Source organism: Cellulomonas sp. P1_C4 (genome assembly GCF_056406355.1).
On the sequence record NZ_JBFUAI010000002.1, the window covers coordinates 25,407 to 47,241 of the forward strand.

Here is a 21,835-nt window from a genome sequence, read left to right on the forward strand (position 1 = left end):
CACCTTCGTCGCGGCCGGCAGCATCCGGCTCATGACCTCTCTCACGACGAGGTGGATCGAGGCGTGCGGGCGGTGTCGGCGGGCGTCGATCCGTGCAGGTCAGGACCAGGGCCGCGTCCAGGGCCGTCCGCCGCGATGCGCTCGGCTCCACGCGACGTGGCACCCACGTCGGCACCAGCGGCAGGTCGACGGCGTCTCGTCGTGGACGTCACCGCCCCGCCGCGCGCACCCGGGCCATCGAGGCGGCGCAGCACCAGCAGCGCGATCCCCGCGGACAGGAGCTCCCCCGCGGCCAGGCCGGTCCAGGCGCCGGTGGGTCCGGCGCGGCCGAGGGCAAGCACGAGCGGGACCTTGAGAAGCAGCAGGGTCCCGACGGAGATGAGATAGGACGGTCGTGGTCGGCCCAGCGCCTGGAAGTACGCGGAGACCAACGGTGTCACGCCGGCAGCGGCGAAACCGATCGCGAGGATGCGCAGAGCGTCGACGGCCTCGGTCTGGACGGTTGCGTCGTCGACGAACGCGGCGGTGATCGGCTCCGCGAGCAGAGCGACGGACCCGGCGGCGACGGTGCTGTAGACGAGGGTGGCGCGCACCGACAGGGTCCGGGTCCGCCGGACGCGTGCGGCGAGCCGGCGGCCGGCGTTGTACCCGACGATGGGCTGCATCCCCTGGCTGATGCCGAGCTGGGGCATGGAGACGAACGTCTGGATGCGGGAGCAGATCGCGAACGCGGCGAGGGCGGTGGTGGCGGCAGCGGCCCGGGACAGCGTGGTGTTGACGACCACGAAGAGCACGGTGGCGCCGAAGCCGGCGAGGAACGAGGGGGCACCGATGCCCACGAGGGTGCGGACCGTGGGCAGGTGGGGACGCAGGTCGGCGCCGCGGATGCGGTAGGGGCGGTGCGCCTGGACGAAGAAGAACCACAGGCTCATCGCGGCAGAGACGGCCTGGCCGCCGACCGTTCCCAGGGCGGCGCCGCGGACGCCGAGGCCCAGCCCGAAGATGAGCAGCGGATCGAGAGTGATCTGGACGGCGACCGGGACGACCCACAGCATCGTGGCGAACCGCATCCGACCCTCGGCACGGACGACGCTGGAGAACCCGGTCGAGACGATCGCGCCGGCCAGGATGACCACGGCGTAGTCGCGGGCGTAGCCGAGGGTCGGACCGTGGGCGCCGAGCAGCCGCAGGAGCGGCTCGAGCCCGGTCAGCCCGATCACGGTGGTCGCGACGGCCGCCGTCCAGAACACGACGAAGGCGTTCCCGGCCGCACGTGCGGCCGTGCTCGTGTCGCCGGCACCGAGGTGCCGGGAGACGACAGAGCCTGCTCCGACGCCGAGGGCGGTCGAGACCGCACCCAGCGCCAGGAGCAACGGGGCCACGAGGTTGACCGCCGCCATCGCGGTCGTCCCGACACCTCGGGCGACGAACCAGGCGTTGGTCAGCGCGTAGATCCCGTAGACCCCGACCGCGATCGTGGTCTGGGTGCAGGCGTGCCACAGCAACCGCCCGACCGGGCGTTCGCCCAGGGCGGTGGTATCGAGCGTGCCGGTGGCCCGGTCGCTCACGACTCGGTGAGCAGGCGCATCATTCGATCGATCTGCCTGCGTGCCCAGTCGTACTGGGTGGGTGTGGTGTGTCCGCGGTAGACGGTCTCGATCGCCATGATCACGGCCAGGTGCAGCGTGTACAGGCGGCGGCGCGTCTGCTCCCTGGGGGTGAGCGACGCGTGGCCGTAGCCGCGCATGAACGCCGTCGGGTCGCCGAAGTCGGGCAGATCGATCGCGGAGAAGCCGGCCTCCATCAGCGGGTCCCCGTACAGGGCTCGTTCGTGGTCGATGATCGTGACGATGCTGCCGTCGCGGACCATGACGTTGGAGTCCCACAGGTCCCACTCGACGAACCTCGGCTCGGTGACGTCGTCGAGGACGTCGGCGTGCAGGGCGACGACCTTGCGGATCTCGTCGTAGTCCCGGCCGATGTCGACGCTGCGGGCCTCCCCGTCGGCCAGGTTTGCCTCGACGATGCCGGTGAACACGGTTCGCCAGGACGGGTCGCCCGGGCCGGCGAGCGGTCCGAACCAGCCCCCGCGGATCGAGTTCAGCTCGCGGTTGGCGGCGCCGAGCGCCTCGTTGTACGCGTCGCGCTGCTCGGTGCTCAGACCCTTGGTGATGATGCCGAAGTTGTCGGCGTCGATGAACGGCATGAAGAAGTAGTCGGCGTCGACCAGCTCGTGGCTCAGGTCGGCGTGGTCGACGTGCGGGACCGGGACGTCGGTGCGGTCCGCGATCAGTGCCAACGAGTCGAGCTCGATGCGCATCGCGCCGCGCTCGGCGGTCATCACCGGCACGTCCCGCGGCGGCGCGATCTTGACGACCACGGCACGGCCGTCGCGCAGCACGATCCGGTACGCGACGTTGAACCAGCCGTGCCCCAGCTCCTCGAGCCAGGTGTCCGGCTCGCCCGTAGGCACCTGCTCGGCGCCGTAGGCACGCTCGACCATCGCACGCAGCGTCGCGGGCGTCTGGCGGTTCTTCGTGATGCTCTCCATCGAGTCCTCATCGCGGTACAGCAGGGCGGTCCTGCCCTCGGCGGCGCGTCCGTCGGGTCCCGGCACGTTCGGCAACTCTAGGGCCGCCGCGTACACCGACCCGGTCACCGACGAGCCGCGCCGTGACGTTCGGCGGCGTTGCGCCGAGCACCCCACCGCCCTCAGCCGTGAGGGGCTCCAGGCGATCGCGAGGGCCTCGAGCAGCTCGCGATACGCGGAAAAGACGACGATGTCAGCAAGCGCGCAACGGCCATAACCTTAGCGAGGGAGGACATCTCCGCCCGTGACCACCAGAGCGGCCTGCCACCGACCGTCGCCCGAACCCACGGCTGCATCGCACAACATGCTCGGCGCCACCGCGGGACCCGGAGGCCCGATGCGCAGTGACCGGTGCGTGCGCGCGACGCCCAAGCAGGCCTGAGGCAGCAGGAGGCGCCATGCCCTCGGTACGCCGCACGCAGCGGGCTCGACAGTGACCGGCGCTCGGCTGCTGCTGGCAGCCTTCGACGCGGGCGGGACCGTGCCGCCCATGCTCGGTGTCGCCGCGGAGCTGGTGCACCGCGGGCACGAGGTCGTCGTCTTGGCAGATCCCACGGTCGGGCCCTCAGCTCGGGCTGCTGGATGCGCGTTCACCCCGTGGACGACCGCACCACACTTCGACACCCTTGCCGACCAGACGGCCGCCATCGCCGCGCTCGAGCACGGAAGCCCACGTCAGCGGGTCCAGACCCTTCGACGGTTTGCCAGCGGTGATGCCAGTGGTCGCTTCGCCGACGACGTCCTGCGGGCGGTACGCGCGCATTCCCCGCACGCCGTGGTGGCCGAGTCGATGCTGCCAGGGTTGTTGATCGGGGCGCAGGCGTCGGGTCTGCCGTGCGCCGGGCTGATGGCGAACCTCTATGTGCGGCCCCTGCGGGGTCGGCCGCCGATGGCGGGCTCATGGTCACCCGGGGCCAGCCCTCTGGGACGGCTGCGGGATGCGATGGCCGTCGACGCCGCCCTCCTCGCGACCAGGCTCGTGGCCCCGCCGTTGAACAAGGTGCGGGCCCGGTACGGTCTGCCGCCGGTGCCGGATCTGTTCGGGCAGATGGACCAGCTCGACCGTCTTCTGGTGCTGAGCAGCCCGGGCTTCGACTATCCGGCCCCGCTCCCGGCGAACGTCCGCTATGTCGGGCCGCAGCTCGACGACCCGGACTGGTCGTCCAGCCGGGCTGAGGCGTGGCGTCCGGAGGGCGACGGACCGCTCGTGCTCGTCGCGATGAGCTCGGTGTACCAGCGACAGACCGCCATGCTGCAGACCGTCGCCGCAGCGCTCGGCTCACTGCCGGTCCGTGCGGTGATCACGACCGGCAAGGCAGTAAACCCGCAGGATGTTCCCGCACGTCACAACGTGAAAGTCGTCCGCGCCGCACCGCACCGGGATGTCCTGCGCGAGGCTGCGGTCGTCGTCACGCACGCCGGCCACGGCACGGTCATGAAGACGCTGGCCGCCGGGGTACCGCTGGTGTGCATCCCGATGGGGCGCGACCAGCGCGCCAACACCAGCCGTGTGCTGCGCCTGTCCGCCGGCGTCCAGGTCACCGGCCGTCCGACGGCCGCCCACATCGCCTCGGCCGTCCGGCGCGTCCTGGACGACCCGACCTTCGCCGCACGCGCCCACGACGCAGCCCAGATGCTTGCCGCCGAGGCACGCGCACAGCCCAGCGCGGCAGAGGAGATCGAGTCTCTCGTTGACCGCGCCGCCTCTTGAGGGCCGGGAGGCCTTCCGCCGCCAGGAGCGCCACCGAGTACCGCGCACGTCACGGGTGACCGGACCAGCAGCGTCGACTACGAGGCGGTGTAGCCGCCGTCCACCAGGTGGTAGCTGCCGGTGATGAACGACGCTGCGTCGCTGGCGAGGAACGCCACCAGGGCGGCGACCTCCTCCGGCCGTCCCATGCGCCCGAGCGCGTGCTTGCCCGCGAGGAACTCCCGCGTCGGCTGGTCGAGGCTCGTCTCCACCAGCGGCGTCGCGATGAACCCGGGGCCGACGGCGTTCACCCTGACGCCCCATACTCCAGCGCGCCGTTCTTGGTCAGCCCGACCAGGCCGTGCTTGGCCGTGACGTAGGCCGAGGACATGCCGAACCCGACCGTGCCGAGGATCGAGGCCATGTTGACGATCGACCCGCCGCCGGCCGCCACCATGACCGGCAGCTCGGCCTGCATGCAGTAGAAGACGCTGTTGAGGTTGACCTCGATGACCCGACGCCAGCTCTCCAGGCTGTAGTCGGCGGTCAGCGCGATCTCGCCGCCGATGCCGGCGTTGTTCACGGCGATGCGAACCGGGCCGAGCTCGCCGGCCGCTGCGACCATCGCCCGGCATCCGTCCGGATCGGTGACGTCTCCGATGAACGCCGATGCCACACCGCCGGCGGCGGTGATCGCTTCCGCGACGGCCGTCGCGCTGTCGGACACATCGGCGACGAGCACCCGGGCTCCGTTGGCCGCCAAGAGCTCAGCCGTCGCCTTCCCGATGCCCGATCCGCCGCCGGTGACGATGGCGGCTCGATCGAATACGTCGTAGGTAGCCATACGGCCAAGGTCGTCGCCTGGGCGCCGCGCCGTCAGGGCCAAAGGTCCCCAGCCCGAGTCGAAAGCGCCTGCCCGCTTGGGATGGACAGACGGGACCTTGGTGACATCGACTCCCTCAGATCCCCGCCGCCTGCCGGAGCGCAGCATTCTCGGCCTCCAGCTGGATGAGGCGTTCGCGAAGGGGGGCGACGCGCTGGTCGACCTCGTCGAGCGTGAGTCGCCGGGGGATGTGCTGCGGGCAGTTCCAGTCGAACGCGGTGACGGTGACGGTGATGGCTGCCTCCACCACCGCGTCGTCGTCATCGATGGTCAACGACGAGACGTAGGCCGGGTCGTCCTCGATGCGAACCACCTGGGCCGTCCCGAAGATCTTGAGCCTTTCGCGCCGGTTGTAGTCCACCGCGATGATGGCCACGCGCTGGTCCCCGATGAGGTTGCCCGTGGAGACGTGCTGGAGATTGCCACGGAAGTCTGCCCAGGCGATCGTGTGCGCGTCTCTCACCGAGACGAAGCCCGGGGGGCCGCCGCGGAACTGGACGTAGGGCCATCCCGTCTCGCTGACGGTGGAGAGGTAGAACCCGTCGCGTTCTGCCAGGAACGCCGCCTCCCGCGGGCCCAACGGGTCGGGACCACTGGCACCCGTCGCCCGCGAGCGCAGACGGTCGTAGAACTCGGCGCTGCCGTACTGCTGTTGGACCTCGCGCACGTCGTCGGTAAAGGCGATGCATCCGTACTGCCTGCTCACGTGACCTCCTTGTCGTCCCGCTCGAGCACGGGGTGCGCGCCCGGATCTCCGGACTGGTCGTCGATGCGGCGGCTCATGGAGTGCCACCGGCACCTAGTGGGATGCGAGCTGTGATCACGGTGCCGGCCTGGGGCAAGCTGGTGATGGTGATCGTCCCGTTGCTGGCGTCGATGCGGTCCCTCAGTCCCGTCAATCCCGATCCACGAGCAGGGTCCGCGCCGCCGATGCCGTCGTCCTCGACGGTGAGGACGAGTTCGCCGCCGTCCTGGACGATCTTGCCGATGACTCGGATACGAGTGCCCCGGGAGTGCTTGACGGCGTTGTTGATCGCCTCGGCGACAGTGAAGTAGCCGGTGGTCTCGACGGCCGTGCCCAGCCGTGGGATGTCCAGGTCCACGTCGACCGGGACGGGTGTACCTGAGATGAGCGATTCGATCCCTGCGGCGAGCCCGGCGCGGGTGAGCGATGCGGGCAGGATCCCGCGGACGATGTCACGCAGCTGGCGGTTGGCATCTTCCGCGTTGGTCAGCGCTTCGGCCAGCAGATCGGCGACGTCGCCTCCGCCGACGGCGCGGTCTCTGGCCAGCTTCAGAGTGATGATCGTGTGGACCAGCCGTTGCTGAGCGCCGTCGTGGACGTCGCGTTGCAGGCGGCGGCGTGCGTCGTCCGCGGCCGCGATGACACGCGCGCGGGACAGGGTGAGGCCGTCTCGGTTCTTGGCGTTGGCGATCGCGGCGGCGATGAGGTCCGCAAACGGCTTGAGCCGGTCGTGGTCGACCGGGTGGCCCGTGGCAGCTGAGTTCACCGTGAGGGTGCCCCACCGCTCTCCGTCGACGAGGACCGGGGCTTCGGCGTGCTGCTCGCCGACCTCGGCGCGGGCATGAGATTCGGCGACGACCGAGGATGCGGGCCCCTCGCCGCGGATCACGGCGGCCGAGGAGGCCTCCAGGACGCGAGCGGCTTCCCGGACTACTGCGTCGATGACCGTGGACGGTGGTGACTCGCGTGCGACGAGCTCGGCCACGTGACGCAGTGCCGCCTGTTCGTCGACGAGTCGTTGCAGACTTTCGCGAGCGTCCGTGGTGGCGATGGCCGCCCACATCAGCGGCGCGAAGCCCTCCAACCGGGTCTCGGTGTCGAGCGGCAGCGGTCCGATCTGAGACGTCGCCGAGAACATCCCCCAGACCCGGCCGTCGATGATGATGGGGACCCCGACGCCAGCTCGGATGCCGTACTTTCCGACGATGCCGGCGCTGGAAAGACGCGCGAAGTCGTCCACCCGTACCGCCTGGTTGGTCCGCGCCACCTGCTCGGACATGGAGCCCGGCTGGTGAACGACTCGTACCCCGGGCGGAACCGGTCCACCGTAGGTGGCGACCGCAACGATCGTGTCGGCAGTCACGAACTGGAGCAGGGTGATCGCCTGGCCGTCCAGCTGGTCCGACGCCGCTCGACAGATGGCGCTGAGGATGTCGTCGGACGGTCCGGCCGTGGCGACGACCTCTGCCACGCGACGCAGGGACAGCTCCTCGTGGACGAGTCGGCGCACCTCATCCATGGGAACTTTGGCTACGTCCGTCGGGTCCTCCTCCACACCGGTCGGTGGGAGATCCGGCGTCCCCGCGGTGGCGGTGCTCACGGCTCAGGTCCGTTGCGGGGACAGGAAGCGGAGAACGGCCTGGACGCGGCGGTGCCCACTGGTGTCCGAGTTCACTTCGAGCTTCCGGAAGATGGCGGTCACGTGCTTCTCCACGGCGGCGACGCTGATCATCAGCGCTCGCGCGATCCCGAGGTTCGACTGGCCCTCGGCCATCGCGCCCAGCACGGCCAGCTCGCGCTCGGTGAGGAGAGCAAGCTCGTCCGGGACCCGGTGCGGCCGCACCATGTGCGCCACCACTGTCGGGTCGAGTGCGGTGCCTCCCCGCGCTACCCGCACGACGGCGGCGCTGAAGTCGCTGACATCCCCGACGCGTTCCTTCAGGAGGTAACCCACGCCGTCGACGCGATCGCCGATCAGCTCCATCGCATACTGCGGGTCGTCGTGCTGCGTCAGCACCACGACCCCGACGTCGGGCAACCGCCGGCGGATCTCGAGCGCCACCTGCAGGCCGTCGTCCTGGCGGCGGGGTGGCATGCCGATGTCGACGATGGCGACGTCGGGCCGGTGTGCCAGCGTCAGCGCGAGGAGCTCGCGGGCGTCTCCGGCCTCGGCGACGACATCCAGTCCCGCATCACGCAGCACCCGCACGACCCCGTGCCGGAGGAGGACGTCATCGTCTCCGACGCACACTCGCACCGGCTCGGTCACGGGCGCAGCGTCCATCGCACGTCATCCGTCGCCGAGCAGGGAGCGCAGCGAGGCGCACGACAGGTCGCTCTTGGGGAGGAACCCGACCGCCCCCGCGTCGGTGGCCTCCTTCTGCGTGGCGGCGTCGCTGTCCACGGAGACGAGGACGACGCGCACGCTCCACGGCGGAGCCGTCAGCTGCTTGCTCAATTCCAGGCCGTTTCCGTCAGGAAGGTCGATGTCGACGATTGCGACAACGGGAATTCGGTGCGTGACCTGCTGCAACGCATCCGAAACACTACGCGCCTCACTATCCGGACGGAACCCGCAGTCGGCCAGAATCCTGGTCGCCAGGCTGCGGAATCCGTCGTCGTCATCCACAACCATCACGGAGGCAGCCATCGGGTCATCGTCCACCGGGGCGGCGTGCGCGACCGTCGGGTTCTCCGGAGACTTTCTCCGGTAGACCCCCGCGCGCGCCCGACGCCTGCGGAGCATCGTCGAAGACCTCAGCGACGGACCGCGAGCGAGGAGCGACGATGGGAACCATCGCAGTCGGAGAAGAGAACTCGGCGCCTGTCGAGCTCTACTACGAGGATCAGGGCAGCGGTCGACCGGTGGTCCTGCTGCACGGGTGGCCCTTCGACGGCAGATCCTGGGAACCGCAGCTGCACCCGCTGCTGGACGCCGGGTTCCGGGTCGTCAACTACGACCGACGAGGTTTCGGCCGGTCCAGCGCTGCGACCACGGGTTACGACTTCGACACGCTCAGCGGCGATCTCGACACGGTGCTGCGCACCCTGGACCTGCACGACGCGAGCATCGTCGCCTTCTCCCTCGGGACCGGCGAGCTCGCCCGATACATCGGACGGTTCGGGACCGAGCGGCTGCGCAGCGCGGTGTTCATCGAGAGCCTCACGCCGACGTTCGCCCAGGGCCCGGACAACCCGAAGGGTGTCGACGCGGCCGGGGTGAAGGGTGTGCAGCAGGCGATCCTCGACGACCGCTTCGCCTGGCTGACCGGGATGATGGACAACTTCCTCAACCTCGACGACTACCAGGGCACCCTCGTCAGCGCGGACACCGTCCGGGCGATGTGGTCCGCCGGTGCAGACGCCTCCCCGTATGCCACCTGGGCGTGCCCGCAGGGATGGCTCGAGGACTTCACGGCCGACCTGGCCCGCGTCGACGTGCCCGCCCTGATCATGCACGGCACCGCTGACCGCATCCTGTCCATCGACGGGCAGGGGCGTCGAGCGCACGACGCGCTTCCGGCCGCGCGCTACGTCGAGATCGAGGGCGGCCCGCACATCCACCCGGTCACCCACACCGCTGAGGTGAACCGCGAGCTGCTGCGGTTCCTCGCCGACCCGTCGTGACCGATCCGCGAACCCGGTGATGACATGTTCGACGGATTCCTCTCCCGGATGGTCGACGTCGACCGGGGCCCGATCTATACCCGCGTCGGCGGCGACGGCCCGCCGGTGCTGCTGCTGCACGGTTACCCGCAGACCCACGTCATGTGGCACGCGGTAGCCGGCCAGCTGACGGCGAAGCACACCGTGGTCGTCGTGGACCTCCCCGGTTACGGCCAGTCGTTCCGGCCCGGCCCGTCTGGCGACCACAGCGCCTACTCCAAACGCACGCTCGGGAACGACCTGGTCCAGCTGATGGCGGCGCTGGGTCTCGAACGGTTCGCGGTGGCCGGCCATGACCGCGGTGGGCGCATCGCCTACCGGATGGCTTTGGACCACCCCGACGTGGTCACCGCAGCGGGGGCTTTCGACGTGGTGCCGACCGGTGAGGTGTGGGCTCGAGCGGACGCGCGCATGGCCGTCACCTACTGGCACTGGGCCTTCCTCGCTCAGCCCGAACCGCTGCCCGAGGACCTCATCAACAGCAACCCGTCGGCCTTCTTCGACCATCACGTCCGGGCCCTCGGCCTGGGCCGGCACCCCGACCGGTATCCGGACGAGCTGATGAGGGTCTACCGGCGGATCCTGGACGACCCCTCGGTCGTGCACGGCATCTGCGAGGACTATCGCGCCGGCGCCGGCATCGACCGCCAGCACGACGACGACGACCGCGCCGCCGGTCGGCGGATCACCATCCCGTTCCTGGTGCTCTGGAGTGCGGCCGGGGCGCTACCCCGGTTCTACGGCGACGTGCTTGCCGTCTGGGCGCCGTGGGCCGAGAACCTCCGGGGTCGCGGCCTCGACGCCAGCCACTTCCTCGTGGAGGACCAACCCGACGAGGTGGCACAGGAACTGCTCGCGCTGCTCCACACCCCCACACCCTGACTGGCACCCACGAGAGGCATCGCCGTGACCACCACACCCGAACAGGCGGGCGACACCGGTCCGCTGGACCGTGACGAGCTCACCCGGACCCTCAAGCGCACCGAGATCCAGCACGCCACCTCCTCGATCCCCGGCCGGGACATCGTGCAGGTGCTCACCGAGATCCCCGTCGACGTGTCGTCCGGATGGCATCACCACCCGGGTGAGGAGGTCGGCTACATCGTCGCCGGCACGGTGCGGATGGAACGTCGCGACGGAGACACGACGGTCCTCAACGCCGGTGACGGGTTCCTCATCCCGCCCGGGGTGCCCCACAACGCGACCGACCTCGGCCCGGACACGGGGAGGATGCTGTCCACCTACATCGTCCGGACCGGCGAGCCGGTCTCCACGCTCGAGACTTGACCGCACGCAAGAGTCGAGGAGAAGCACTCATGGTCACTGTCGTCCTCGTGCACGGCGCGTTTGCTGACTCCGACAGCTGGAACGGGCTGATCGGCCCGCTCCGCGCCGGCGGGCACCGCGTCATCGCCTACGCCAACCCGCTGCGCGGAGTCGCGACCGACGCGGCACCGCTGACCGATCTCCTCCGGACGCTGGACGGCCCGATCGTGCTGGTCGGCCACTCCTATGGCGGCGCTGTGCTGACCGCGGTGGATCCCGGAGCCGGCGACATCACTGCCGCGGTGTACGTCGCCGGGTTCGCCCTGCAGCCCGGCGAGAGCGCCGCGGACGCGTCGGCGCTGGCCCCGGGATCGACCCTGGCTGACACGCTCGTGGAGGTTCCGCTCCGGTCCGGCGGCGTCGACCTCTACATCGATCAGGCTAGGTACCACCAGCAGTTCTGTGCCGATCTGGACGAGGACACGGCGGCCGCGATGGCGGTCACCCAGCGTCCAGTCACGGCTGTCGCCCTCAACGAGCCCCTCGGCGACCGGGCGCTGTGGCAGTCCGTCCCGAGCTGGTTCATCTTCGGCTCCAACGACCGCAACATCCCCGCGGGCGCTCACCAGGTGATGGCCGACCGTGCCGGCGCCAGACGAACCATCCAGATCCCCGGGGCCTCCCATGTCGTCGGGATCTCGCATCCGGACGACGTCGCGGACCTCGTACTGGAGGCCGCCGCGTCGACGACGTGACAGCGACCTGGCACCTCGCACGAGTCGTTGTGCGAGAAGACCTGGCGGACTCGGCCCACCGCGCGGCTTGGTGCCCGCTCGGCCGACACCCTCACACGGGGCGCCCTCGGCGGGGTTGGACTTGCACCCAGGTTGGCTCCCGCACGGCTTCGCGCGCCAGCCGGACGGCGGACCAAGCTCGAACACGACGACCGGTGAGCTCGGCATGTGCCCAGCAACGCGGCGGCCGCGGGATCACTTGCCTTGATCCCGCGGCCGCCTGGAGATCAGCCTGTGTGAGCGCTGGTCAGGTGCGCGTCCAGGCCTGGTTGCTAGCGCCGTTGCAGTACCAGACGTCGACGGGCGTGCCATTGCCGGTACCCGCGCCCGAGGCGTCCAGGCACAGTTGCGGCTCACCGACATTCGTCACGGTCCCGTCGGCGTTGACATCCCACTGCTGCGACGTCGAGCCGGTGCACGACTGGATGACGACCGGGGAGCCGGCGGAGACACCGTCACCGCCGATGCTCATGCACATGCTCGCGTAGACAGTGAGCTCTTTGGCCGGGGACAGATTCCACGACTGATTGCCACCGCCGTTGCAGTCCCACAGGTCGAGCTGGGTGCCTGCTGTCGTGCTGAAGCCTGGCACGTCGACGCACCTGCCAGAGGCGACCCCTTTGAGGGGCTGCCCGGGAGGAGCCGGGGGTAGGTCGTTGACCGGCGACACACGCCCCAGTCCCCATCCCCATCGCAGCTGGGCGACGCCACTGGCGCTGTTGTCCACGAGCTTGCCGTCCGTGGTCAGCGACTCGATCGAGTACGAGTCACCAGTGCGCAGCCCGGGCCAATACACGATGCCCATCTGGAGGGCGCGTGCGGTGTCGGTCAGGGCCCCGAAGTAGGCCGTGTACACGTTCCCCTCGTGGTTGCCGTAGTTCAGCCCGATCGTCATCGGCGAACCCGCCTCGTCGATGATCGTCCGGTTCGTGTAGGTGCCGAGCCTGCGGACGAGGTCTGCCGTCCACTCCGCCTCCGTCGTGAAGCTGTTCCAGTACCCATAAAAATGCAGCGAAAGCAGCGTGCCACGGAGCTGCTCTGCGGCGCCGACACCGGTCACGTCGTCGTTATAGCCCGTGCCCGACACAACCACGCGGCCACACGGGACCTCGTGATGGCGGGACAGCCACCCGGAGACCACACCGACCCACTGGTCGAGGGTGTAGCCGTGCGGCTCGTTCATGGGCTCGAAGTACACCCGAGGGTTGTGGCCATACGCGACCACGACGGTGTCCCACATCAAGTTCCAGGCCGCGGCGTCATCAACCAGGCCGTCCTTGCTGGTGTCGGCCTCCCAGTAGCTCAGGATCACCTTGTCGCCAGCCCTGGTCGCCGCGTCGATCGTGGCCCGGTACGAGCTCCACCATGCCGTCCCCACGCTCGCCGGGTTGATCGGCAGGCGGATCGTGTTCGCCCCAAGGTTGGTGCGGAATCCGTCGACCATGGTGTTCGTGATCGAGTAGACCTGCTCATAGCTGTCCGTGACAGCCAGTCCGCTGGGCACGACGGCGTCGCTGGCGTAGTTGTCCCGCGGATCCGCCCAGTTCACGCCACGGAAGTCCTGGGTGGATCCCGGGCCGCCGCGTGGCGGCTCGACGGGACGACCTGAGTGGTCGGTCTGCTTTGGTCCTGGGTCCCCGTGTCCCTCTGATGCCGAGGCCGACAGGATGGACAGGCCTATAGCCGTCAGAGCGGCGACCAGCACGGCGGCCGGGCGAGCCGCGCGAAAATACGGTGTTCGCAAAAGGGCACCTCCTTGTGCGGAGTGACGTCGTTGTCACCGGGCGGGCCAGGGCCTGGTTCACGCATGTTGACGTGAACAGTCCGGATCCGGTCAATGTGGCACGGTCGCGATGGTGACGCACTCTGAACCCCGATGGCGTCAACCGTCACGGCCTGAAACGCAGTGCAGGTCGCTCGTGACCCGCTGTCGCGCAGGATCACACGGCTCGCTGGTGACGCGGAAAGGTGCTGGGCCGCGCGGGGCCGCGGGCTGCGCTGAGGCCGCGCCCATGACCGGACCAAGCGTCGCCCCGTCCGAGGCGAAGAGCTCATGCACTCGCGAGTCGCCTGGGCGTAGGTCCAGCTCAGCGCCAGAAGCGCGGCAATGACCTTCTTATCTGGCGTGAGATGTCGTACCGGTCCGCGGCCGACTGTTGCGGTCGTCTCTGCAGTTCAGGGGGTGCTCCGCTTCCGACGGGCAGCTCTGCGAGCCCGTCGAGCACCCGATTGTGGCTACCACTGTGGCACCAAGCGCTCGTCGCGCGTCTGCCGACGAAGGCCCCGTCCCAGCGTTTCCGCTGGTCACGGGACCTTTGAGCGTGAACCGCCTAAGAGAATCGAACTCTTGACCTTCTCATTACGGGGTGGATCGAGGGGTGCGGGCGGTGTCGGCGGGCGTCGATCCGTGCAGGTCAGGCTGGAAGCCGTGTCCGGAGCCGTCCACCGCGATGCGCTCGACCGCACATGGCTTGGCACCCAGCCTGGCACCCAGCCCGCGGCGGGGTGCCAGAGGCTGAGCGCTCGGGATCTACTCAGATCCGGAGGTCAGTCGTGGCCGCGAGCGCTTCGGCGAGCGCGTCTAGGACTGTCATGCCCTGTCCGCGCGCGTGGGCGTCGGCCCATTCGGTGGCGGAGAGCGCCGACTCCGCGGTGGTTCGGGCTTCAGAGATCCCGCGCTCAGCCCGACGGTCTGGGCGGAAACCCAATCGATCGCGTGCAACGCCGCACGCGGCCAGCAGCACGGCTACGAACTTGGCGTAACCGACGTCGGCGAGAACGCCGGCGTAATCCTCGATCATCCACACAAGCAAGCCCGGACGGAGGTCGCGGGCCTCGTGCTGAAGCTGCGTCGACATCAGCTGATGAGCCTGGTTGACGCGGCCGAGCTTCCAAACCGCGCCGGCGATGTTGTGGTCCACGACGGGCAGGTAGTGCAAACCGCCGTTCTCGTACGCCAGGCGCGCATCCTGAAACAGTTCCAGGGAGGCTTCCCAGTGGTCATTGATTCCCTCCAGGTAGGCCAGGCGGTCGAGCGCGTTGCCTAGCAGGAGGTGGTCGTCCAGGCCTCGGGCGAGGTGCGCGGCCTCCTGGGATGCCTGTCGGCTCTCATCCATGTGGCCGAGGCTGGATTCGATGTCGCTAAGGCACACCAGAGCCCACGCGAACTCGGCGGTGTCCAGAGTCCGCAGCATCGTCAGGCTGCTTTGCGCGACCTCGTGAGCCCGGGACAGGTCCCCTCGATCCATCCAGGTGTACGCGTAGGCGTAGAGGCACTGACCATATTCAGCACTTTCGTCAGAGCCTGCACACTCAAGGACGGCCTCGAGCCAGCGCCGGGCCTCGGCCGCGTCGTACTCCCTCCATAACCCCCCCAGCCCGACGAGTAGCGCTAGACCGAGCGCGGCGTGCTCTGCGCCCTGAGCATTGGGGGCGGCGGGTCGGGACGGAGGGGACGTGGCCCAGGCCAGGGCTTCCCGGAAGTTGTTCTGCTCCCGAAGGAACCGGCGGTTGCAGCGGATCATGTGCTCGCGGGTGGCCCATGTCAGTCGCCAGTCCAGCTGGGCGGCCACGTCGGCGAAGTGCGTGGCGTGCCGGAGCCGCACGGCGGTGAGCTCGCCGGCGTGCTCGAGGCTCTCGAGGGCGAATACCCGCATCGTCTCCATCATTGTGAATCTGGGCTCGCCCTCATCGTCCTCAGTGACGGTGATCAGGCTGGCGTCGACCAGGTCGGCGACCACATCGATCAGGTCGCGGTCTCCGATGGTGTCGACGCCGTAGACCGCGGCCAGCCCGTCGAGATCAGCGCCGCCCGCGAACACGCCCAACCGGCGAAACAGCGCCTGCTGGGCTGCGGGCAGCGCGCGATACGACCAGTCGATGGTGTCCCGCATGGCCTGCTGACGGGTCGGCCGGTCAGCATCGGTGCCGCGCAAGTCGAGCGCCTGGTCCAACCGGCTCAGCAGCGCACGTGGGCCAAGCAACTTGGACCGGGCGGCGGCTAGCTCAATTGCCAAGGGCAGACCGTCCAAGTGCCGGCATATCTCGGACACGTCCGCGGCGTTGTCGACGGTCAGCGCGAACGAGGCGCGCACCGCTCGGGCCCGGTCGACGAACAGCTGCACCGCAGCGGACGCCTCGGCCCCGTCGAGCGTGTCCGCGGCCGGCAACGACAGAGGCGCCACCGCGTACTGATGCTCACTGGTCAGATGCAGCGGTCGGCGCGAGGTCGCCAACACCACCACGCCCGGCGCCTCCCGCAGCAGGGTCGCCACCGCCGTATCGGCCCCGTCAATCTGCTCAAGGTTGTCCAGCACCAGCAGCGCGTGCAGGCCTGCCACGCCGGCGGACAATGCCGGCAGGACACCATCACCAGCCGCCAGGTCCATCGCTCCTGCGATGCTGCCCCAGATCACATCGGCGGTCGTGACCGCGGCCAACGGCACGAAGAACACCCCGTCCGGKAAACCGTCCGCGACGGCTCGGGCGGCCGCGACCGCCAGCCGGGTCTTTCCCGACCCCCCCGGCCCGGTCAGGCTGACCAGCCGCACCTCTTGATCCTGCAGCAGCCTCGCTACCCCGCCCACCTCAATGTCACGCCCGAGCAGCGGTGTGGTCGCTATCGGCAGGCTCGAGATCGTCCCCACCGACCTCAGCGGTGGAAACTGCTCCGGGGTACCCGGGATTAACAACTGATACAGATGCTCGGGCAGATTCAGGTCCTTGAGCCGGTGCGCGCCGAGGTCTCTCAGGGTCACGCCCGCGGGCAGGCTCCGGGCGACGAGGTTGGCGGTGGCATCAGAGGTCACTACCTGGCCGCCGTGCGCGGCCGCGGCGATCCGCGCGGCACGGTGGACATCGACGCCAACATAACCGTCGTCGAAGATCCGCGGACTGCCAGTGTGGATACCCATCCGAACCCGAATCTGCTCCCCTTCCGGCCAGTCTCGGGCAACAAGAGCACGTTGCGCCTCCACAGCAGCCGCGACCGCAGCCTCCGCGGCCGAGAACACCACAAAGAAGCTGTCGCCCTCGGTGCCCATCTCGACGCCGTTGAATCTTGCCCATGCAGCGCGCTGCGCGGTTCGGAAACCATCCAGAGCCTGCTCATACGCCCGCCCCAACCGCGCCAACAACAGCGTCGACTGCTCGACGTCGGAGAACAACATCGAGACTGTCCCAGACGGAAGCCCGGCCACACTCCATCATGGCGCCGGACAGTCAGGCACGCGACCCCCATTGGTCCTGGTCAAGGCGGTGACGCGCCGATGTGCCTGCCGCTGCTCGACGCGATCCGGGTGCCCCGGACCGGTCGCGGCCGACGGGCACCCGGCGGCCGCGTCGGTCCGACCGGCCGATGGGGTGGTGACGGCCCTGGCGGTCTCGCGCCCGCGTCGATCCTCCAGGTTGCAGTCGGTCCAGGCAGCCCCCAGCGCTCCCGCGGAGCCGCCGGTCTTCGTACAGGCCGCCTCGACGCCGGCGTACGGCTCGGCACCAGCCCAGCAGTCGCGGGTTGCCCCCACGCAGGTAGTCCGAACGCAGAACCAGCAGGCGGAGGCCCTCGGGGCCGGTCCGGGGTTCTGGTCGGGCGGTGAGTCAATGATCCGCAGACTGATGCGCCGCACCGGGCGGATCGGTCCGTGGCTCGCGATGCCCGTCATCGGGTTCGCCGCCGAGCAGGGCGTGTCCGCGGACCCCGGGAACGACCCGCGCGGGAGGGTACTTCTGGCGCTGGGTATCGGCTTCCTTGGCTACATCTGGGCCGACGCCGGAGCGCCACGGATGCGAATCGGCAGCACGGCGCTGCTCGTCCGCGGCCTGACCTTCTCACCTGGCGTGAGAAGGTCAGGCCGCGGCGGGCCGTGGCGTACGTTCCTGCAGGTCAGGGCGATGCGCGCCGGCCGACGAGAAGCGCTACGAGGCGCTCGCGCGCCCACAATTGGATACCACTTGGCGACCAACTTGGCACCGAGCGGTCATTGCGCGCCCCAAAGACAAAGGCCCCGTCCCAGCGTTTCCGCTGGTCACGGGGCCTTCGGCGCGGAGCCGCCTAAGAGAATCGAACTCTTGACCTTCTCATTACGAGTGAGACGCTCTGCCGACTGAGCTAAGGCGGCGTCGTCGGGAACCGTGGTCCCCGGCGAGCCCGCTTACTGTACCCGGAGGAACCCCGGCCCTCCAAAGCGAGCGCCTGGCGTCACGCCTCGAGCGTCCGGACCGGGCGTCCCGGGGCACATGCGATCGCGGCCAGGGCCAGGGCGACGGCGTCCTCGGCGACAGCCGCGCGCCAGTCCGGCATCCGGCCGGTGGCCCACGCGCGCCACGCAACACCGCCGTACGTGCCGGCCAGCCCGCCGACGGCCCCGGCGATGACGGGGACGAGCGGGCGCGCGTGGTCGCGGGCGGCGAGCATCGTCGCACCGGCGGCTCCGCCCGCCGCGCGGATCAACGGACCGCCGTGCTCGAGGCGGCTCGGCGCGGTGGGCAGCTTGTCCGCGATCACCTCGCCGGCGACGGCGAACGCCGCGCCCGTGCGGACGAGAGGGCCGCGTCCGCCGGTGATCGTGGGTGCGCCGGGTCCGAGTGACGAGCGCGCGCCGGCAGCCCAGCCGAGCAGCGCCGACCGCACCACGAGCCCCGCGCTCGGGCGTCGCCGGGCCGGGCCTCCGGACAGGTCGAGGGAGCGAACAAGAGACATGCCCTCACGGTGGCCTGCCGACATGCCCCCGGCAACCGGAGAGGAGCCCGTCAGCAGCGCGTGCCCTCCGCGGGGACGGTGCCGGAGAGCAGGTACGCGTCCACCGCGTTCGCGATGCAGTCGTTGGAGGAGCCGTAGGCCGTGTGCCCCTCGCCCTCGTACGTCAGCAGCACACCGGACGACAGCAGGTCGGCCAGCTGCTCGGCCCACTTGTAGGGCGTCGCGGGGTCGTTGGTGGTGCCGACGACGAGGATGGGCGCAGCGCCCTCGGCCGCGTACGAGTCGAGGCCGCCGACCTCGGGCACGGGCCACTTCGCGCACAGCGTGGCGCCGTAGCCGAAGAACGACCCGACCGTCGGCGCGACCGCCTCGATCTGGGCGGCCTCGGCGCGCATCGCGGCGAAGTCGGCGTTGCCGCGGTCGTCCACGCAGTTGATCGCGTCGAACGCCACGATGGAGTTCGTCGTGTAGGTGCCGTCGGGGCCGCGGTCGGAGTATTGGTCGGCGAGCGCGAGGAGCGTCGTGCCGTCGTTCTGCTTGAGCGCCTCGGTCAGGGCCTGCGTGAGGTAGGGCCAGTAGGACTTGGCGTACAGCGGGAGGGCGATGCCGTAGAACGCGAGCGAGCTGGTGACGTCCCGGCCGCTGCTGGTGGGCAGCGGGTTGACCCGCGCGCGGTCGAGCAGGCCGCGGACCTGCGCGAGCCCGTCGTCGACCGACCCGGTCAACGGGCACTTGGGCCCGGCCTGGCAGTCCGCGATGTAGGCGCGCAGGGCGTTCTCGAAGCCGACGGCTTGGCCTTCCGACGCCTCGGTGGACGTCAGCGTGGGGGGCAGCGCCCCGTCGAGGACCAGGCGGCCGGTCTTCTCGGGGAAGAGGGCTGCGTAGGTGGCGCCCAGCTCGGTGCCGTAGGAGAAGCCGAGGTAGGCGAGCTTGTCGTCGCCCAGGGCCGCGCGCAGCACGTCGAGGTCGCGCGCCGCGCTCACGGTGTCGACGTGCCCGAGCAGCGGACCCGTGTTCTGCAGGCAGGCCGCGCCGAGCTCGCCGTAGGCGTCGATGACCGCCTGGATGCCGGCGTCGGTCGAGTAGTCGGGGTCGGTCGCGGTGAGCTGGTCGAGGGTCGGGCCGTCGACGCACTGGACCGGGTCGGAGCGCTGGACGCCGCGGGGGTCGAACGCCACGAGGTCGTACTGCCGCTGGACGTCCTCGCCGACCATGCCCTTGGCCTGCGCGAGGAAGCTGACGCCCGACGCGCCGGGGCCACCCGGGTTGAGCAGGAGCGAGCCCAGCGGCTCACCGCCCGTCGCCCTGCTGCGGGCCAGCGCGATCCCGATCGAGTCTCCGGTGGGGTCGGCGTAGTCGAGCGGGACCTGCGCCGTCGCGCACTCCCCCTCGTCGCACGTGGTCCACTCGAGCTGCTGCCCGTAGTACCGACCGAGGTCGCCCGTGGCCTCCGCGGACGGCGACTCTGTCGTCGCTCCGGGGGTCGGGCCGGCCGCCTGGTTCTTGGGCGACACGCACCCGGCGAGCAGGACGGCGGCGACGGCGAGGAGTGCGACGAGGCGGTGCCGTCGGTCGCGCGTGGCGCCTGAGGGCGCGACGGGGCGGTCGGAGAACGGCATGCGCACACGGTAGCCGCCGATCCTGCGCCTCCCTGCCCGTCTGCCGCTCGGGGCACGCACCCATCACCCGATCTGCACAGAGGGCGCCGCACTCAGCCCTGCGGGCGCAGAGCCACCGCCATCGCCTCCACGGCGAGCAGCGGCGCGACGTTGCCCGCGAGCCGGGTACGGGCCTGCCCGACCGCATCCATGCGCCGCAGGGTCTGCTCGGGCGTGCTCGCCTCCGCAAGGGTGCGGACGGACTCCTCGTGCTCGATGTTCACCAGCTCGACGCCGGCGCCCAGCTGCACGACCAGCACGTCGCGGTAGAGCGAGAGCAGGTCGACCATGGCCCGGTCGAGGACGTCGCGCTGCGACCGGGTGGCCCGCCGCTTCTGGTCCTCCTCGAGCTGGCGGACCTGGGTGCGCAGCGCCGGCGGCAGGGTCGCCGCACCCTCGGCTCCCAGGGAGCGGAGCAGCTCCGCGCGCTCGTCGGCGTCGCGCTGCTCGGTGGCGGCCTTCGCGTCGGCCTGCGCGGTCTCGACGAGCTCGCCGGCGGCCAGCACCGCGTCCCCGACGCCCCGGATCTTCGCCGCGATGCCGAGCACCGCCCTCCGGCGGGCGCGGGCCTCGGGGTCCCTCGCGAGCCGTCGCGCGATGCCCACGTGGCTCTGCGCGGCGCGGGCCGCGATCGCCGCGACCGCGGGATCGATGCCGTCCCGGGACACCAGCAGGGCCGCGACGGCGTCGACCGGCGGCACGCGCAGCGCCACGGACCGCGAGCGGGACCGGATCGTCACCAGCACGTCCTGCGGGCTGGGCGCGCAGAGCACCCAGACCGTGCGCCCGGCGGGCTCCTCGATCGCCTTGAGCAGGGAGTTGCCGCTCGTGTCGTTCAGGCGGTCGGCGTCCTCGATGATGATGACGCGGTGCCGACCCTGGGACGGCGACCGCTGCGCGAGCTCCACGAGCGGGCGGGCGGTCTCGGCGCGGATGAAGACGCCCTCGGTCGCGACGACGGTGACGTCGGGGTGCAGGCCGCGCAGGGTGGTCGTGCAGTCGTGGCAGACACCGCACCCGCCGGTCGCGCACTGCAGCGCCGCGGCGAACGCGCGCGCCGCGTTGGACCGCCCCGAGCCCGGAGGGCCGGTGAGCAGCCAGGCGTGCGTCATGGCGGCCGGGTCCTCGATCGCGTGGCGCAGCACCTCGACCGCCGGCTCCTGCCCGACGACGTCGTCCCAGACGCTCGTCACGGCGCGATTCCCAGCACGCTGGCGACGCGCTCGCGGATCGCCGCGGCCAGCTCGTCGACGGGTCGCGTCGCGTCCAGCACCAGCCAGCGCCCGGGCTCCGCCTCCGCGCGGCCCAGGAACGCCTCGCGCGTGCGGCGGTGGAACTCGTCGCCGGCCCGTTCGAGCCGGTCGGGGTCCCCCGTCAGCCGGGCCTTGCCGGCGACGGGGTCGAGGTCCAGCAGCACGGTGAGGGCCGGTAGCAGTCCGTCGACGGCCCATAGGGAGAGCCGCTCGACCTCGTCGGCCCCCAGGTCCCGGCCGCTGCCCTGGTACGCGACGGAGGAGTCGAGGTAGCGGTCCGTGACGACGACCGCGCCGCGGGCGAGCGCGGGGCGCACGAGCGAGGCGACGTGGTGCGCGCGGTCGGTGGCGTACAGCAGCGCCTCGGTCCGGGCGTCGACGTGGTCACCGTGCAGGACCGCGTCGCGCAGGAGCAGCCCGAGCTCGGTGCCGCCCGGCTCCCGGGTCAGCACGACCTCCCGACCCAGGCCCGTCAGCCAGTCACCGAGCAGGCGCGCCTGCGTGGACTTGCCGGCGCCGTCGCCACCCTCGAGGGAGACGAAGAGTCCCGCGTGGATGGGGGCGTCGGGCGAGGTCACGTGCGTCAGGGTAGC

At 70.6% G+C, this 21,835-nt stretch carries 17 protein-coding genes, 1 tRNA gene and 1 pseudogene; 5 read left to right on the forward strand and 14 right to left on the reverse strand.

Annotated elements, in window-relative coordinates:
* Nucleotides 1–41: 41 nt before the first annotated feature.
* Together AC1DYZ_RS01710 and AC1DYZ_RS01715 are read right to left on the reverse strand one after the other, a co-directional pair.
* The gene (locus AC1DYZ_RS01710) at nt 42–1,568 is read right to left on the reverse strand and encodes an MATE family efflux transporter (RefSeq protein WP_477063502.1); all 1,527 of its coding nucleotides are present in this window, start codon (nt 1,566–1,568) and stop codon (nt 42–44) included.
* Nucleotides 1,565–2,617, reverse strand: coding sequence for a phosphotransferase family protein (locus AC1DYZ_RS01715; protein WP_477063503.1), 1,053 nt, complete (start codon nt 2,615–2,617; stop codon nt 1,565–1,567). The genes AC1DYZ_RS01710 and AC1DYZ_RS01715 overlap by 4 nt, the downstream gene beginning before the upstream one ends.
* A gap of 487 nt (nt 2,618–3,104) precedes the next feature.
* On the opposite strand from AC1DYZ_RS01715, the gene AC1DYZ_RS01720 reads away from it, so the two are divergent.
* On the forward strand, nt 3,105–4,301 hold the full coding sequence (locus AC1DYZ_RS01720; RefSeq protein ID WP_477063504.1) for a glycosyltransferase: 1,197 nt from the start codon (nt 3,105–3,107) through the stop codon (nt 4,299–4,301).
* Between the two features lie 77 nt (nt 4,302–4,378).
* On the opposite strand, the pseudogene AC1DYZ_RS01725 reads toward AC1DYZ_RS01720, so the two are convergent.
* The 5 genes and pseudogenes from AC1DYZ_RS01725 to AC1DYZ_RS01745 all read right to left on the reverse strand — a co-directional run bounded on the left by AC1DYZ_RS01725 (nt 4,379) and on the right by AC1DYZ_RS01745 (nt 8,558).
* Nucleotides 4,379–5,124 (reverse strand): annotated as a pseudogene (locus AC1DYZ_RS01725) (SDR family NAD(P)-dependent oxidoreductase).
* Nucleotides 5,125–5,239: 115 nt separating this feature from the next.
* Entirely contained in the window at nt 5,240–5,869 is a 630-nt protein-coding gene (locus AC1DYZ_RS01730; RefSeq protein ID WP_477063505.1) for a pyridoxamine 5'-phosphate oxidase family protein, read from the reverse strand.
* A 73-nt stretch (nt 5,870–5,942) separates the two neighbouring features.
* Nucleotides 5,943–7,463, reverse strand: a complete 1,521-nt coding sequence (locus AC1DYZ_RS01735; RefSeq protein ID WP_477063506.1) for a GAF domain-containing sensor histidine kinase — start codon at nt 7,461–7,463, stop codon at nt 5,943–5,945.
* 48 nt (nt 7,464–7,511) lie between these two features.
* Complete coding sequence (locus AC1DYZ_RS01740; RefSeq protein WP_477063507.1) at nt 7,512–8,177, reverse strand: response regulator transcription factor; 666 nt, start codon at nt 8,175–8,177, stop codon at nt 7,512–7,514.
* Nucleotides 8,178–8,198: 21 nt separating this feature from the next.
* Complete coding sequence (locus tag AC1DYZ_RS01745) at nt 8,199–8,558, reverse strand: response regulator (RefSeq protein WP_477063508.1); 360 nt, start codon at nt 8,556–8,558, stop codon at nt 8,199–8,201.
* 137 nt (nt 8,559–8,695) lie between these two features.
* Here AC1DYZ_RS01745 and AC1DYZ_RS01750 point away from each other — a divergent pair, with 137 nt between their 5' ends.
* From AC1DYZ_RS01750 to AC1DYZ_RS01765, 4 genes are read left to right on the forward strand one after another with little or no spacing between them, the layout of a single operon-like run.
* Nucleotides 8,696–9,535, forward strand: coding sequence for an alpha/beta fold hydrolase (locus AC1DYZ_RS01750; RefSeq protein WP_477063509.1), 840 nt, complete (start codon nt 8,696–8,698; stop codon nt 9,533–9,535).
* Between the two features lie 24 nt (nt 9,536–9,559).
* Nucleotides 9,560–10,456, forward strand: a complete 897-nt coding sequence (locus tag AC1DYZ_RS01755; protein ID WP_477063510.1) for an alpha/beta fold hydrolase — start codon at nt 9,560–9,562, stop codon at nt 10,454–10,456.
* Nucleotides 10,457–10,480: 24 nt separating this feature from the next.
* Nucleotides 10,481–10,861, forward strand: coding sequence for a cupin domain-containing protein (locus tag AC1DYZ_RS01760; protein ID WP_477063511.1), 381 nt, complete (start codon nt 10,481–10,483; stop codon nt 10,859–10,861).
* Nucleotides 10,862–10,890: 29 nt separating this feature from the next.
* Nucleotides 10,891–11,595, forward strand: coding sequence for an alpha/beta fold hydrolase (locus AC1DYZ_RS01765; protein WP_477063512.1), 705 nt, complete (start codon nt 10,891–10,893; stop codon nt 11,593–11,595).
* Between the two features lie 286 nt (nt 11,596–11,881).
* On the opposite strand, the gene AC1DYZ_RS01770 is transcribed toward AC1DYZ_RS01765, so the two are convergent.
* From AC1DYZ_RS01770 to tmk, 7 genes are all read right to left on the reverse strand, one after another.
* Nucleotides 11,882–13,138, reverse strand: a complete 1,257-nt coding sequence (locus AC1DYZ_RS01770; RefSeq protein WP_477063513.1) for a ricin-type beta-trefoil lectin domain protein — start codon at nt 13,136–13,138, stop codon at nt 11,882–11,884.
* A gap of 1,030 nt (nt 13,139–14,168) precedes the next feature.
* Nucleotides 14,169–16,832 carry a winged helix-turn-helix domain-containing protein gene (locus tag AC1DYZ_RS01775; protein ID WP_477063514.1) on the reverse strand — a complete coding sequence of 888 codons (2,664 nt, stop codon included), beginning with the start codon at nt 16,830–16,832 and terminating at the stop codon, nt 14,169–14,171.
* Nucleotides 16,833–17,677: 845 nt separating this feature from the next.
* Nucleotides 17,678–17,750 (reverse strand) — tRNA-Thr (locus AC1DYZ_RS01780).
* Nucleotides 17,751–17,830: 80 nt separating this feature from the next.
* On the reverse strand, nt 17,831–18,331 hold the full coding sequence (locus tag AC1DYZ_RS01785; protein WP_477063515.1) for a hypothetical protein: 501 nt from the start codon (nt 18,329–18,331) through the stop codon (nt 17,831–17,833).
* 50 nt (nt 18,332–18,381) lie between these two features.
* Complete coding sequence (locus AC1DYZ_RS01790) at nt 18,382–19,950, reverse strand: alpha/beta hydrolase (protein WP_477063516.1); 1,569 nt, start codon at nt 19,948–19,950, stop codon at nt 18,382–18,384.
* A gap of 92 nt (nt 19,951–20,042) precedes the next feature.
* A complete protein-coding gene (locus AC1DYZ_RS01795) occupies nt 20,043–21,182 on the reverse strand; it encodes a DNA polymerase III subunit delta' (protein WP_477063517.1) in 1,140 nt (379 codons plus the stop codon).
* Complete coding sequence (gene tmk, locus AC1DYZ_RS01800; RefSeq protein WP_477063518.1) at nt 21,179–21,820, reverse strand: dTMP kinase; 642 nt, start codon at nt 21,818–21,820, stop codon at nt 21,179–21,181. The genes AC1DYZ_RS01795 and tmk overlap by 4 nt, the downstream gene beginning before the upstream one ends.
* Nucleotides 21,821–21,835 lie beyond the last annotated feature (15 nt).